The sequence below is a fragment of the Yoonia sp. R2331 genome (genome assembly GCF_041103235.1).
Classification (GTDB): domain Bacteria; phylum Pseudomonadota; class Alphaproteobacteria; order Rhodobacterales; family Rhodobacteraceae; genus CANMYO01.
Genome location: NZ_JBGCUN010000001.1, coordinates 246,697 through 261,582, shown reverse-complemented (window position 1 = coordinate 261,582; position 14,886 = coordinate 246,697). Strand labels below are relative to the sequence as shown.

Genomic DNA, 14,886 nt, shown 5'->3' with positions numbered 1-14,886 from the left:
TACGTTTTCTTGAAGCGGACGTTCGTTCGAGCGCAGCGAATTGACCCTTCTCCCGCAAGACTGCCGTTCCCCTAAAGCGTACACCCCTCAGGCCGCTCCAGTTGCACCGGCTGAAAATGGAACCACTTGCGCACCCATGGCCCGTGCAGCATCCCATCGATATCGCTCTGGACATCAGCGGCAGAAACATTTGTGTAGCTCTGCCCGCCCATGTCAAAGCTGACCGTCACGCCCGGATTGTCTGCCAGATGCGCGATCAGATCGTAGTAGACGATCGCAAAACCACGCTGCTGATAGTCCCGGAGGAACCCGCTTTCAGAGGCTTCCGTGACCACCGCTACGTCCTCAAGATAAGTAAACGGCCCCGGCGGATTGGGGAACACGACGTGGTTGCTTACGCCTTCCTCCAGCCGCAGGTTCGCGAACATATTGATCGACTGCGCGGTCTTCAGTCCAAAGTAAGGGGCGGCCCCACCGGCAAAGTAAATCCCTGCCGCGACGAACCCAATGACCCAGGCCGCCTTGGTGTGGCTCTGGCCCGTCTCCTCGCGCCCATAGCGCAGGATCAACCAGCAAAGCGGCAGCACAAAGGGCAGCAAACACAGGTTCGACAGGCTGAAATCATGGCGGTACATCGCCAGCGCACCACCGGTCAGAAAGATCAGGAACGCGGCCACGCCCAAGGGCTGCTGGATGCGTTCCCGGATAAACGCCATCTCGGGCGAACCCACCATGCGCGCGGTCTGGGTCCGGCTCAGGAACAGCACATGCATGGCAATCGACAGCGTCGTGAAGGCGATATAGGCGGCATAATCCGACAGCCCCAGCATCAAGTGGAACCCGATACCGAAGACCAGCCCAAGATAGCGCGTTCGCGGAATGATCAGGGCAATCGCAATCGCGCCTTCCACTCCAAAAGTGCCATAGATCGCAAGCTGGTCCATCCAATACCCCTGCACCATGCTCAGCGGCGCCGGCATGTCCTGCCACAACGTCACTGCGCAACTGGTCTCAGGGTTCAGGAAGTCGGTGTTAATCTTGTGAAAGATGCCGAAAATATACATCACGATAAGCGACCCGCGCCCGGCGAGAACGAAGTTGTCGAAAATCTCGCGCGAGTCCTTGGCACGGACAAACGTCCACAGGAACGACAGCCAATAGCCGATCACCACCACCGTGCGCAGCATCGTATGGTTTGATTGCGCCGGGGCCTGCGCGATCGTGGAAATCAGGCTCGCCAGCATCAAAAGTGCCAGCGCGCGGGCCGAATGCGGCCGCCAGAGCAGCAACAACGCCGCCGCAAAGACCGCAATCAGGTCAGCCGCCGGTGGATAACGGCCATAGGCAAAGGCGTAGTTGAAGACGTGAAACAGCGAAAAGAGGCCAAAAAAGAAGCTGAACAGCATCTGCCGCGTGCCTGCCTCGGCGCGGGCATTGATCCCCTCGCGGCCCATGGCAAACAGCGTGATCCAGCGGCCCGCGCGCAGGATGGGGTAGAAAATCATCGCCAGAAACGGGATCGCAAAGACCGCGCGGTTCAGCCTGTTGAACCAGCCCGCATTGGTCGACATCAGCGCCAGCGCGTTGGTGGCATCGGCCCCGCCGACGCGGCGGCCATCCATCTCGACCACCATGCCTTGGTCCACGTCAAAACCTTGTGCCGCCAATTCCGCCCGCGCATCCGCGTCTTCGCGCAAGTCAATCAACATGACGCGCCCGACGGTTTCCCGCAGGCGCAACATCGTTGTGTAGGCCGCACAGAACGGGCATTCCCCGTCATAATAAACCCGCACCTCTGCCGGGTCGGCCACCACCCCGGTCATATCCGTGGCACTCATGACCGTTCCTCTGCCTTGGCCAGCGAGGTGCCTTTGGTGATCTCTTCCCAGACCTCTTCAAACGGGCCGATCAGCGCGTCTTTCAGGGTCGGGTGCTTCTGCGGGATCTTGTTGCCTTCGCCATCGGCCAAGCCATAATCCAGCGTCTCGTATCCATCCGGCACGTAAAGCGTGCCAAACATCCAATCCCAGATCGCAAAAACCTCGCCATAGTTCTTGTCGTGATGGATTGGGTCGCTGGAGTGGTGGATCTGATGCTGCGCCGGGGAAATCAGGATATGCTCCATCACCCGGCCATAGCTGACCCAGATATGGCTGTGCCGCAGATGCGCGCCGAAAAACACATAGGTGTTGAACGCAATCGTGCCCGCATAAATCGCCCAGGGCTCGATTTGCCCGACCAGCGCCCACAGGATCAGGGCCTGCACGATGCCGACCAGTGCGGAAATCATCAGCGCCTGCAAGGCAGAATACATCGGATGCGCCCGCAGAAACGTGAGCGGCGTCATCACCTCGGCCGAATGATGCACCGCGTGGAACGGCCACAAAACCTTGGTCTCATGGTGCAGATAATGGTTCCAGTAGCGGCAGAAATCCTGAGTCAGGAACAAAAGCGCTGCGGCCAGAACCCCGTGCCAAACCCCGCCCGCATCGGCCAGTTCTCCGCCCAATTGCTGTAGCACCGCGATTGTCACATAGGGCGTCACCAGCAGGGCCGAGATGGCCCCGGTTGCTGTGAACAAGGTGTTAAACAGCCCCACCTTGATATCGACCAGCGTCGAGGGATGCACATAAAGCTCGCGCGGCAACATGAACCGCAAGAACCCCGTCGGCTTGCCGCGATATAGCCAGACGGCCCAGACGATCAATACCGTCGCACCCAGATAAACCGGCGATAACAAGAACTTGACCCCAAAGGTCTGTTGCAGATTCTGCCAAGACGTTGCCCAAAAATCCATCACGGACTCCCACTTTCTTCGTCATCTTGTCGCGCGCAAAAGGGGCAATTGCGGGGCTGATTGGTGATGATTTGGGGACAATCCGCCGATCTGATATTGGATAACGCTGTCATGTTGGTGTTTCTCTGCTATGTCGCTGCCAACCTGATTGCGGAGCCTTTGATGCGCGTGTTTTTGACCATCCTGTTTACCAGTTTCGCCACTTTGGCGAGCGCGCAAACCTTCCAGCTTTCACTCGGCAGCGGCACCATCGGCACCATGACCGTCACGGGCGACAGCATCCGCGCGAACGTCACGGATTCGCCTCTTGGCCTGGCCAATGGGGCCTTCACTGCCACCGCCAAGCGCGTTCAGATGACCGACGGTCGTGTGGTGACGCAGTACCTGTCCGATACCCCACGCAAAGGCCGCAAGATCTCGGTTCTTTCCGACAAGGGCCAAGTGATCGAAACCACTGTCAGCCCATCGGATGACCGCACGGACCTTTCTGACCCCGCCGCCGTGCCGGGTGCCGTCTCGACCCCTGTGGCGGTGCTGAACGGGATGATCAATGCCACCGGCTGCCCCGGTGCCATGCGGTTCTACGATGGCCGCCGGGTGATCACATTGTCGCCCACCGGATCGACCCAGACCGGCGCGATGCTGTCGTGTGACATGTCCTACCGCGTGACGGCGGGGCCGGGGCATCTTTCGCCGCTTTATATCAAGAACGCCACGATGGAGGTGACATATGACACCGCCGCAGGCCAAAGCCTGACCGAAATCCAGATCGGCAACGGCCCCTTCACGCTCTATGTCACGCGCTGACAGCCGCGCATCAGTCTAAAGCACGACATTTCCTACCGAGGGTAGGCCGGGGTTTACCCCGGCTCCCCCGCCAAATCACTCGCGCAACGCCACCGCTGCCGCCGCGACAATCACAGCCGCCCCGATCCACATGGCACCAGGTGGCGCAAAGCCAAAAACCAGCAAGCCCAGCCCCACATTCAACGGCAGCTTCAAGTGGTCAAACGGCTGCAAGAACGCCGCATCCGCCCGCCGGTAGGCACTCGCCAAGGCCCATTGCGCAATCACGGTGAACACCGCTGCTGCTGCCACCGGCCAAACCGCCGTTCCCACCGAAAACCCGCCGGGCAGCGCCAGTGCTGCATTCACCGGTACCAGGAGCACAAGCAACCATAGCGTCAGCGTCGCGGCACTCTCGGTCCGGGTCAGCCGCTTGGTCACCAGCGATGACGCGGCCCAGAACGCCGCCGCCCCTACCGGCAAAAGAGCCGCCCAGGCAAACGTATCCGACCACGGGGCAAGGATAATCACCCCGCCCAGCGCGCCCGCGACCACCGCACCCAATCGCCGCCAGCCCAACGGCTCGCCCAGCAACAGCCCCGCCCCCAGCGTGACAAACAGGGGCGATGTCAGGATCAGCGCAATCGCCTGCCAGATCGGCACCACCGCCAATCCAGTCACCCACAGCTGGACGCCCACGGCAGCCAGCGCCACGCGGGTCAGATGCAGCAGTGGCTGCGTTGTGCGCCAGTCGCGCAGCAGCGGCACAGCCAAGACCAGCGCACCCGCATATTGCCAGAACGCCACCGCACCGGGGCTGGCCCCGTGCCACATGCCAGCGGCCTGCACGGCCACATTTGCCCCGGCAAACAAACCGCCTGCCAGCACCATGAACCCGGCCCCGGCCCATGCGGGGTTTTTCATCAAAGTTGTAAAGGTCACGTGCATCTCCTTTCGTTGTCCCGTGACCCAAGGCAACGCGGAACCGGGCAGCTAAAAGCCACCCAGCACCCGCTCTCTTTCATCCGGACTATGACCGTCGGCTCTGGCATCTCACCAGATCTGCTTGACCCCGGCGGTGTGCCGGGCGCTCGCGGGCTCATCATTGCTGACATACCGCCGGTGGGGAATTTCGCCCCGCCCTGAGAACGCGCCGCATCAGTGCGGCAAAGCCAGCCTAGCCATAGATCAATCATGTATCAATACCCATTCTAACATCACGTGCTGTACAGGTCTTCCGGCTCTGGGATGCATGTCCTGAGCATGGCTTGTGTCTGATCACGCTTAGGGCCAGACTACCGCGAAACTAAGGCCAGCCATGTCGATTTCTGTCGAAACCTTCTTTCTTGATCCCACCGCCCCCGGCACCTTGCAGGCGCGAATCCAGCAAATGGTGGCGCAGGGCATCCTTGCGGGCCGGTTTCGCCCCGGCGAACGGCTGCCGTCATCGCGGCGTATGGCAAAACACCTTGGGGTCAGCCGGATCACCGTGACGCTGGCCTATACCGAGCTTGTCGCGGATGACTACCTGACCTCCCGCGGACGATCCGGCTATTTCGTCTCTGACAACGCGCCAGAACCGCCCGCCTTTCCCGCGCAGCGGGCGACAACCAGCACGGTCGATTGGTCCCGCGCCATCGGGCAGAAATTCAGCCCCGGCCTTGGCATGGAAAAGCCCGCCGATTGGGCCGACTACAAATACTCCTTCATCTACGGGCAGGCCGATCCGACACTGTTTGACAGCGCCAACTGGCGGCTCTGCGCTCTGCAAGCACTTGGCAAACGGGACTTTTCCGCCCTCACCGTCGACTACTTTGACGGCGATGACCCGCAGCTTGTGGAATTCATCGCCCGCCAGACTCTGCCCCGCCGCGGCATCCTTGCCGGCCCGGATGAGATCCTTGTGACGATGGGCGCGCAGAATGCGCTGTGGTTGACCGCTCAGGTCCTGCTGACCCAGCGCCGCCGCGCCGTGATCGAAGACCCCTGCTATCCTGCCTTGCGCGCGATCCTGACCCAATCGCGGTGCCAGTTGTCACCTGTGGCGGTGGACCGTGATGGCCTGCCCCCCGATGCGCTGCCCGATGACACCGACGTGGTTTTCACCACCCCCAGCCACCAATGCCCGACAACCGCCACCATGCCCCTGCCGCGCCGTCACGCGCTGTTGGACCGGGCCGAGCGGGATGATTTTCTGGTGGTCGAAGACGATTACGAATTTGAAATGGCGTTCCTCAAACCGTCTTCCCCAGCCTTGAAATCGCTCGACCGGAATGGCCGGGTGATCTATGTGGGCTCGTTCTCAAAATCGCTGTTTCCCGGTCTGCGACTGGGCTATCTGGTGGGGCCTGCGCCTTTCATCAAAGAGGTCCGCGCGCTGCGCGCGTCCCTGCTGCGCCACCCGCCCGGTCTGACCCAGCGCACGGTCGCCTATTTCCTGTCGCTGGGCCATTACGACGCACTGGTCCGCCGGATGAGCCAGGCCTATCACACCCGCCGCAAGGTGCTGGATGACAGCCTGAACAGCCACGGCATCCATGTGGCGGGTCAAGGCGCTTATGGCGGGTCGTCGGTCTGGGTTGCGGCACCTGACCACATCAACACCACGCAACTGGCCACCCAATTGCGCGGCTGCTCTGTTCTGATCGAACCCGGCGCACCGTTCTTTGTTGGTGACGCCCCGCCGCAGCACTACATGCGGCTGGCCTATTCCTCTTTGCCCGCGTCACTGATCCCCGAAGGCGTCGCGCGAATTGCTCGGGCGATCTCTTAGGTTACGCGACTTCTGATTCATTGCATTATTGAGACTTATGTTCTCAATATGTGATTGACTGGCGCTAGGCGGGGGTGGTAACTGGCCCTACTGAATGCCACGCTGCAACTCTATTGTGGCGCCTGATACGACAGGCGCCGTGCTGTCCGTAAAACTCTGCCACACAAGGGATATGACCGATGAAAATGACGACCGAGGAAGCCTTCGTCAAAACACTACAGATGCATGGAATCAGGCACGCTTTTGGGATCATCGGCTCTGCCATGATGCCGATCTCTGATATTTTCCCTGCCGCTGGCATCAAATTCTGGGACTGCGCCCATGAAATGACCGCAGGCATGATGGCCGATGGCTACACCCGCGCCACTGGTGAGATGTCGATGATGATCGCCCAGAACGGCCCCGGCATCACCAACTTTGTGACCTCCGTCAAAACCGCCTACTGGAACCATACGCCGCTGTTGCTAGTGACCCCGCAGGCTGCCAATAAGACCATCGGTCAGGGCGGCTTTCAGGAAATGGAACAGATGAACCTGTTCGCGGATTGCGTCGCCTATCAGGAAGAGGTCCGCGACCCATCACGCATCGCAGAGACGCTGAACCGCGTGATTATGCAGGCCTACCGCGCCTCTGCCCCTGCTCAGATCAACATCCCGCGCGACTTCTGGACTCAGGTGGTCGACATTGAACTGCCCGTGAAGGTTGAATTTGAGCGTCCCTCTGGCGGTGAAGAAGCCGTCAAAACAGCGGCTGAACTTCTGTCTTCTGCCAAATTCCCGGTCATCCTGAATGGTGCCGGTGTGGTGCTTGCCGACGGCATCGACGCCTCGCGTCAACTGGCGGAAAAGCTCGATGCGCCGGTCTGCGTGGGCTATCAGCACAACGACGCCTTTCCCGGCAACCACCCGCTCTTTGCTGGTCCCTTGGGCTACAACGGCTCCAAGGCCGGGATGGAGCTGATCTCGAAGGCGGACGTGGTGCTGGCCCTCGGCACCCGCCTCAACCCGTTTTCAACCCTGCCGGGCTATGGCATTGATTACTGGCCCACCAACGCCAAGATCATTCAGGTCGACATCAACCCCGACCGTATCGGCCTGACCAAAAAGGTCACCGTGGGCATCGTCGGCGACGCCAAGAAAGTCGCGACCGGCATCCTGAACCAGCTGTCCGACGATGCGGGCGACGCAGGCCGCGCCGACCGCAAGGCGATGATTAGCCAGACCAAATCGGCTTGGGCGCAGGAACTCACCTCGCTTGACCATGAAGAGGATGATCCCGGCACCACCTGGAACGAACGTGCCCGCGACGCAGAGCCCAACAAGATGTCGCCTCGCATGGCGTGGCGTGCGATTCAGGCCGCCCTGCCCAAAAACGCGATCATCAGCTCGGACATCGGCAACAACTGCGCCATCGGCAACGCCTATCCGTCATTTGAAGAAAGCCGCAAGTATCTGGCACCCGGCCTCTTTGGCCCGTGTGGCTATGGTTTCCCCGCAATCTGCGGTGCCAAAATCGGCTGCCCGGATGTGCCCGTGGTTGGCTTTGCCGGTGACGGCGCATTCGGCATCTCGATGAACGAAATGGTCTCTGTTGGCCGGGGCGACTGGCCTGCGATGACCATGATCATCTTCCGCAATTACCAGTGGGGCGCTGAAAAGCGGAACACGACACTGTGGTTCGATGACAACTTTGTCGGCACCGAACTGGACACCAACGTGTCCTACGCCAAAATCGCAGACGCCTGTGGTCTGACCGGCGTGCAAGTGTCGTCGATGGACGAACTGACCGACGCGCTGAACACCGCGATCAAAGGCCAGATGGAAGGCAACGTCACCACCTTCATCGAGGTGCTCTTGAACAAAGAGCTGGGCGAACCCTTCCGCCGCGACGCGATGAAGAAACCTGTGCGCGTGGCAGGCGTCACCGCCGCTGATATGGCAGCCGAGTAATCGGTGCCTTTCGACCTTGGCCCCGGCACCGCGGCGGCTCTTGCAGTTGCACTGCTGGGGGCCGCCTACGTCCGGGGCTATTCGGGTTTTGGGTTTTCGGCGATCTTCATCGCCTTTGCGGCCCTTCTGACCAACCCGCTTCCTCTGATCCCGGTGGTATTCACGTGCGAGATCATCATGACCGCCCTGCAGGCCCGCGGTATCCGGGGTCACATCGACTGGCCCCGCGTGGGGTGGTTGCTGCTGGGTGCGGCCATCGCACTGCCGGTGTCGGTTTCGATCATCATTTCAGTGGGACCGGACACCGCGCGGCTAACTGTCTCGGCCATCGTTTTCGTGATGTCGCTGATCCTGCTGTCCGGCTGGACCATCCGCGGCACCATTCCGCGCCCCGGCTACGCGGGCGTTGGTGTGATTTCGGGCATCTGCAACGGCGCGGGCATTGGCGGGCTGCCTGTGGCGGCCTTTCTGACGGCCCAGCCCATCGCCGCTCCGGTGTTTCGCGCCACGATGATCGTCTATCTCACCGGGCTCGACTTCATCACCATGCCGCTGATGTGGCACGGCGGGCTCGTGACCTGGGACACGCTGCGCGGCGCGGCCATCGCCTTTCCCATACTGGCCCTTGGCATCTGGCTTGGCGGGCGTCAGTTTCTGTCCGCATCACCGACCGAATTCCGCCGTTTCGCGGTTCTGCTCCTTCTTGCGCTCTCGGCCCTTGGCCTGATCCGCGCCGTTCTCTGAGGTTCCTCCATGTCCAGCCCGTTCATTGACCCGCTCCAACCCGCCGCCCCTGCCGACCTGATGGCGCTGGCGGCAAAGTTCGCCCCACCCCGCGTGGCCATCGCCCGTGCCGGTGCGCCACTGCCAATGGCCGCTGCAGAAGAAGCCACCAAATCGGGCCTGATGACGCCCGTGTTCGTAGGCGAAGCGGACGACATCCGCGCCGAGGCGGCCAAGCTTGACTGGGACATCACCGGCTACACCGTCGTACCAACACAGGGCGAGGAAGAGGCCGGGCGCACCGCCGCCAACCTTTGCGGCGCGGGCGAGGCGGATGTGCTGATGAAAGGCCAGCTGCACACCGATGTCTTCATGAAATCCGCTGTCAGCCGGGATGCAGGCCTGCGCACCGGCAACCGCTTTGTGCATATCTTCCACATCTCGCCACCAAATGGCGGCAAACCGATCCTGATCACGGACGCCGCCGTCAACGTCTCGCCCGATCTGGCCACGCGGCAGTCTTCGATCCAAGAGGTGGTCAAACTGCTGCACAAGCTGGGCAACCCGCGCCCACGTGTCGCGATGCTCTCTGCCACAGAAAGCCCGATCCCCGCGGTGCCCTCTGCGATGGACGGGCGGGCGCTGGCCGATTGGGCCACGGCCAATATCGCAGATGCCGATTTCTCTGGCCCGCTCGCGCTTGACCTGATCCTGTCGTCTGACGCTGTCGCGACCAAGGGGCTGTCCGCTGATCCCGTCGCGGGCAAGGCGGATGCGATCATCGTACCCGACATCGTGTCGGGCAACGCGCTTTTCAAATCCTTCGTCTATCTGGCGGGCGGCTGTGCCGGTGGCATCGTCTCGGGCGCGAAAGTGCCGATCCTGCTGACCTCGCGCGCAGACCCGGCTGCGGCCCGCCTCGCTTCGGTCGCTTTGGCGTCCATCACCTGCGCTTTGCCGAAATAGGCCGCTGACATGATCCTGGTCCTCAACGCCGGTTCCTCATCGCTCAAGGTCGAAGTTTTCGACCCCAGCCTGAACTCTGTGCTGTCGGGACAGGTGCAATCCATCGGCACGGCGGGCACCCTGACGCTGGGCGACCGCGAAGAGGCGGTTGAAACCCGCAACCATGCCGCCGCACTGACCCTGATGCTGGCGGCCCTGGCCGACGCTGGCCACCCGGTCAACAGCTTCACCGCCGCCGCCCACCGCGTGGTGCATGGCGGCACGATCCTGACCGCCCCGGCGCGAGTCACAAACGTGGTGGTCGAGGCGATCCGGTCCTGCATTCCGCTGGCACCCTTGCACAACCCCAACAACCTCGCCGGGTTGCTCGCCTTGCAAGAAGTCGCCCCCGATCTGCCGCAATACGCCAGTTTCGGAACCGCCTTTCACGCCACCAACCCCGATGTCGCGACCCGCTATGCGATCCCGCAGACCCAGACGGATGCAGGTATCCGCCGCTATGGGTTCCACGGGCTGTCTTATGCCAACATGGTCGCGGAATTTGGCGCCGACATTCCTCGCCGCTTGTTGGCGCTGCATCTGGGCAATGGCGCCTCTCTTTGCGCGATCCTCAAGGGGCAGTCCGTCGCCACCTCAATGGGCTATTCGCCGTTGTCGGGCCTGACGATGGGCACGCGGTCCGGCGACATCGACGGGGCCGCCGTGCTGCGCATGTCCCAGGCCTTTGGCGAGGACGAAACCGACCGGTTGCTCAACCGCGCATCGGGGCTGAAGGCGCTGGCAGGTGACAATGACATGCGGACGCTGCTGGCGCGCGACGATGACGCCGCCGCCTTCGCCATCGACCACTTCTGCTACTGGGCCGCGCGGCACGCCGGGTCGGCCATCGTGGCGATGGGTGGGCTCGACGCCGTGGCCTTCACCGGCGGCATCGGCGAAAACGCCGCCCCCATTCGCGACCGCATCATGGGGCATCTGGCCTGCTTTGGCGCGGTCCCGGTGCATGTGATCCCCGCCGACGAAGAAAAGGCCATCGCCCGCGACGCGCTGACCCTGATCGAGGCAGGGCAATGATCGACATCCTGAACCTCACGCCTTCGGAAATCGGCTGGCTTGTCGTCATCACCTTTCTGGCCGGTGTCGTGCGTGGCTTTTCGGGCTTTGCGCTGTCAGCACTGATCATGGCCAGCGCCGTTGTGTTCCTGCCCCCGGTGGAACTGATCCCGATGCTCTGGTGGCTGGAAATGTCCGCCTCTCTGATGATGCTCAAAGGTGGCTGGGCCAATGCCGACCGCCCGACAGCCTATGGCCTTGTCATCGGCTCAACCATCGGCTGGCCCTTTGGGCTATACCTGACCACGAGCCTGCCGGTTGCGACGTCCAAGGCCATCGCACTGTCATTGATCGTCACACTTGCGGCGACCTTGCTTGCCAAGATCCGGCTGAACTTCCTCGACAGTAAGCCGGGGATCTATGGCGCAGGTTTTGTCGCCGGCATCGCCAGCGGTCTGGCCCATGTGGGCGGCATGGTTGTGGCGCTTTACGTGCTGGCCCGCAACGCGCCCGCAGCCTCGATGCGGGGGTCGCTGGTGCTGTTTCTATTTCTGGGCTCGCTCACCTCGATGATCACGCAGCTGGCCTTTGGCGTCATGGATATGTCGGGCGTGGCCCGTGGCCTGACCTTTGCCGTGCCCACCATGATCGGCGTCTTCGTCGGGCAGCAGCTCTTTATTGAGCGGCTGACCCCCTACTACCGCCCATTCTGCCTAAGCCTGTTGATCTGTTTGGCAGGCGTCGGGCTGATCCGACAGGTAGTCTTTGCATGACCACTTGGCGGATTGATACACCTTTGATACCGTTCCCTCTGGGAGGCACCACATGAACAAACAACCTGTGCTCGATACCTCGCCCGCCGTCAGTGACGAGGTCCGCAAAACAACGTGCTACATGTGCGCCTGCCGTTGTGGGATCAACGTGCATATGAAGGATGGAAAGGTTGCCTATATCGAAGGCAACAAGGATCATCCGGTCAATCAGGGTGTGCTCTGCGCCAAGGGCAGTGCGGGCATCATGCAGCACAACGCGCCCTCGCGTCTGCGCGCCCCGCTCAAGCGGGTCGGCCCGCGCGGGTCTGGCGAGTACGAAGAGATCTCTTGGGATGAGGCGCTGACCATCGCCACCGATTGGCTGAAACCCATCCGCGAAGAGGCCCCTGAAAAGCTTGCGTTCTTCACAGGTCGCGACCAGTCGCAGTCGTTCACATCGCTCTGGGCGCAAGGCTTTGGCACGCCAAACTATGCTGCCCACGGTGGGTTCTGTTCGGTCAACATGGCCGCCGCTGGCATCTACACGATGGGTGGCGCGTTCTGGGAATTTGGCCAGCCCGATTGGGACCACACCAAGATGTTCATGCTCTTTGGTGTGGCCGAAGATCACGACAGCAACCCAATCAAGATCGGCATCGGCAAGATCAAGGCCCGCGGCGCGCGGGTCATCGGCGTGAACCCGATCCGCACCGGCTATAACGCCGTGGCCGACGATTGGGTCGGCATCACACCGGGCACTGATGGTCTATTCATTCTGGCGCTGGTCCACTGCCTGATGAAGGCGGGCCGCGTTGATCTGGATTACCTCGCGCGCTTCACTAATGCCTCTGTTCTGGTGAACGAAGACCCCAAGTCCGACCAATTCGGCCTGCTGTTGCGCGACAAGGACGGTGAACCGCAGGTCATTGACCGCCGCACCGGCAAGCTGGCGGCTTGGAACGGCCAAGGCGTGGAACCTGATCTATCCGCCAGCTACCGCCACAAGGGCGTGACACATCGCCCGGTCTTTCACCATATGGCCGACCGCTATCTGGCCGATGAATACGCCCCCGAGGCAGTGGCCGATCGCTGCGGCATCCCCGCCAAGCGTATCCGCGCCATTGCCGCTGATCTGGCCCGCGTCGCCTTTGACGAAGCGATCGCGCTGGACCGGGAATGGACCGATTTCCGTGGCGTGAAGCACGACAAAATGGTCGGGCGTCCGGTGTCGATGCACGCCATGCGCGGCATCTCTGCCCACTCCAACGGCTTCCAGACCTGCCGCGCGCTGCACACCCTTCAGATCATCCTCGGCACGGTTGAGGTCCCCGGCGGTATGCGCTTCAAACCGCCCTACCCCAAGCCGCCCCATGCGCATCCCAAGCCGCATGGACGCACCCAACCCGGTGGTCCCTTGAATGGCCCGCACCTTGGCTTTGTGCATGGCCCTGATGATCTGATGATCAAGGACGACAACAGCGCGATCCGCATAGACAAGGCGTTCACGTGGGACAACCCGATGTCCAGCCACGGGCTGATGCACATGGTGATCTCCAACGCCCACGCGGGCGATCCCTACAAGATCGACACGCTGTTCATGTATATGGCGAATATGTCGTGGAACTCTTCCATGAACACGTCCGGTGTGATGAACATGCTGACGGACACGGATGAGAACGGCGACTATGTGATCCCGCGCATCATCTATTCGGATGCCTATAGCTCTGAGATGGTGGCCTATGCCGATCTGATCCTGCCGGACACCACCTATCTGGAACGCCACGATTGCATCAGCCTGCTGGATCGCCCGATTTGCGAGGCGGACGCCGTGGCCGACGCCATCCGCTGGCCAGTGGTCGAACCCGACCGTGACGTGCGCGGGTTCCAGTCTGTGCTCTGTGAACTGGGTGGCCGTCTGGGCTTGCCCGGTTTCGTGAACGACGACGGCAGCCAGAAATACGAAGACTACGCCGACTATATCACCAACCACCTGCGCCGCCCTGGTGTCGGGCCACTGGCCGGTTGGCGCATGGGCGAAACGGGCTTGCAGGACGGACGCGGGGAACCCAACGCCGGACAATTGGACAGCTATATCGCCAACGGCGGCTTCTGGATGGAACACGTCCCCGAAAACTGCGCCTATTACAAACCGTTCAACGTCGACTATCAGGACTGGGCGGTAAAAATGGGCTTTTACGACAGCCCGCAACCTTACATCTTCCAGCTTTACGTCGAACCCATGCGGCGCTTCCAACTGGCCGCCGAAGGCCACGGCACCCGGCAGCCCCCGGATCATCTGCGCGAACAGATCAAGCGTGTTATGGACCCGCTGCCGATCTGGTATGCCGCTCTTGAGGATGGCTATGTCGATCCGGTCGAATACCCGATCCACGCACTGACCCAGCGCCCGATGGCGATGTATCATTCGTGGGGCACGCAGAACGCTTGGCTGCGGCAAATCCACGGGGTGAACCCGCTTTATGTGCCAACCAAAATCTGGGAAGCAAATGGCTTCAAAGAAGGCGACTGGGCGCGCGTAACCTCCACCCATGGGGCGATCACTGTTCCTGTTGCCCATCAGGCCAGCCTGAACGAAAACACCGTCTGGACGTGGAACGCGATTGGCAAACGCAAAGGCGCCTGGGCGCTGGATGAAGACGCGTCAGAGGCGACCAAGGGGTTCCTACTCAACCACCTTATTCATGAGCTTCTGCCGCCCAAAGGCGACGGGCTGCGCTGGTCCAACTCCGACCCGATCACCGGTCAGGCGGCATGGTTTGATCTGCGCGTGAAGATCGAAAAGACCGGCGCGCCGGATGTGTCGCAACCGGCCTTCCCGGCGATCAAGTCACCGGTGCCCAAGGGGCCGAAAGGTCAGGCATGGAAGGTGGGCAAATGACCAATCTGCAAGTCTTGATGCTGATCGCCGCCTTCCTGACGCTGACCATCGGCAGTTTCATCTGGTATATCGCCACTTGGGACAGCACCGCACGCACGGGTCAGGTTAATGGGCCTTCAGACTTTCATGCGCATGGGATGTGCATGGGGTGTGCATTGGTTCTGCATCCCGAAATTCGAGGTTAATGA

12 protein-coding genes and 1 riboswitch are annotated in these 14,886 nt (G+C 61.6%); of the genes, 9 read left to right on the top strand and 3 right to left on the bottom strand.

Translation table 11 applies throughout. The annotated features are described in order from the left end of the window. Positions 1-71 precede the first annotated feature (71 nt). The gene (locus tag AB3Y40_RS01330; RefSeq protein WP_369437004.1) at positions 72-1,838 is read right to left on the bottom strand and encodes a DCC1-like thiol-disulfide oxidoreductase family protein; all 1,767 of its coding nucleotides are present in this window, start codon (positions 1,836-1,838) and stop codon (positions 72-74) included. Continuing rightward, positions 1,835-2,797 carry a sterol desaturase family protein gene (locus tag AB3Y40_RS01325; RefSeq protein WP_369437003.1) on the bottom strand — a complete coding sequence of 321 codons (963 nt, stop codon included), beginning with the start codon at positions 2,795-2,797 and terminating at the stop codon, positions 1,835-1,837. The genes AB3Y40_RS01330 and AB3Y40_RS01325 overlap by 4 nt, the downstream gene beginning before the upstream one ends. 111 nt (positions 2,798-2,908) lie before the next feature. On the opposite strand from AB3Y40_RS01325, the gene AB3Y40_RS01320 reads away from it, so the two are divergent. Next, entirely contained in the window at positions 2,909-3,604 is a 696-nt protein-coding gene (locus AB3Y40_RS01320) for a hypothetical protein (protein ID WP_369437002.1), read from the top strand. Positions 3,605-3,679: 75 nt separating this feature from the next. Here the strand turns inward: AB3Y40_RS01320 and AB3Y40_RS01315 are convergent, their stop codons facing one another. After that, entirely contained in the window at positions 3,680-4,525 is an 846-nt protein-coding gene (locus AB3Y40_RS01315; RefSeq protein ID WP_369437001.1) for a DMT family transporter, read from the bottom strand. A gap of 67 nt (positions 4,526-4,592) precedes the next feature. After that, positions 4,593-4,737, bottom strand: a riboswitch (FMN riboswitch). A gap of 164 nt (positions 4,738-4,901) precedes the next feature. Between AB3Y40_RS01315 and pdxR the strand changes: the two genes are divergently transcribed. The 8 genes from pdxR (at position 4,902) to AB3Y40_RS01275 (ending at position 14,883) form a co-directional block, all read left to right on the top strand. Beyond that, positions 4,902-6,356 (top strand): MocR-like pyridoxine biosynthesis transcription factor PdxR, encoded by a 1,455-nt coding sequence (pdxR, locus tag AB3Y40_RS01310; RefSeq protein ID WP_369437000.1) that lies wholly within the window; start codon positions 4,902-4,904, stop codon positions 6,354-6,356. Between the two features lie 179 nt (positions 6,357-6,535). Beyond that, entirely contained in the window at positions 6,536-8,305 is a 1,770-nt protein-coding gene (xsc, locus tag AB3Y40_RS01305; protein ID WP_369436999.1) for a sulfoacetaldehyde acetyltransferase, read from the top strand. Positions 8,306-8,308: 3 nt separating this feature from the next. Continuing rightward, positions 8,309-9,049, top strand: coding sequence for a sulfite exporter TauE/SafE family protein (locus tag AB3Y40_RS01300; protein ID WP_369436998.1), 741 nt, complete (start codon positions 8,309-8,311; stop codon positions 9,047-9,049). Positions 9,050-9,058: 9 nt separating this feature from the next. Continuing rightward, positions 9,059-9,994 (top strand): phosphate acyltransferase, encoded by a 936-nt coding sequence (locus tag AB3Y40_RS01295; RefSeq protein WP_369436997.1) that lies wholly within the window; start codon positions 9,059-9,061, stop codon positions 9,992-9,994. A gap of 9 nt (positions 9,995-10,003) precedes the next feature. Continuing rightward, on the top strand, positions 10,004-11,068 hold the full coding sequence (locus tag AB3Y40_RS01290) for an acetate/propionate family kinase (RefSeq protein ID WP_369436996.1): 1,065 nt from the start codon (positions 10,004-10,006) through the stop codon (positions 11,066-11,068). Further along, the gene (locus AB3Y40_RS01285; RefSeq protein WP_369436995.1) at positions 11,065-11,820 is read left to right on the top strand and encodes a TSUP family transporter; all 756 of its coding nucleotides are present in this window, start codon (positions 11,065-11,067) and stop codon (positions 11,818-11,820) included. Before AB3Y40_RS01290 ends, AB3Y40_RS01285 begins: the two co-directional genes overlap by 4 nt. A 52-nt stretch (positions 11,821-11,872) precedes the next feature. Then, positions 11,873-14,698, top strand: a complete 2,826-nt coding sequence (locus AB3Y40_RS01280; protein ID WP_369436994.1) for a molybdopterin oxidoreductase family protein — start codon at positions 11,873-11,875, stop codon at positions 14,696-14,698. Then, positions 14,695-14,883 (top strand): hypothetical protein, encoded by a 189-nt coding sequence (locus AB3Y40_RS01275; RefSeq protein ID WP_369436993.1) that lies wholly within the window; start codon positions 14,695-14,697, stop codon positions 14,881-14,883. Before AB3Y40_RS01280 ends, AB3Y40_RS01275 begins: the two co-directional genes overlap by 4 nt. The last annotated feature ends 3 nt before the right edge of the window (positions 14,884-14,886 follow it).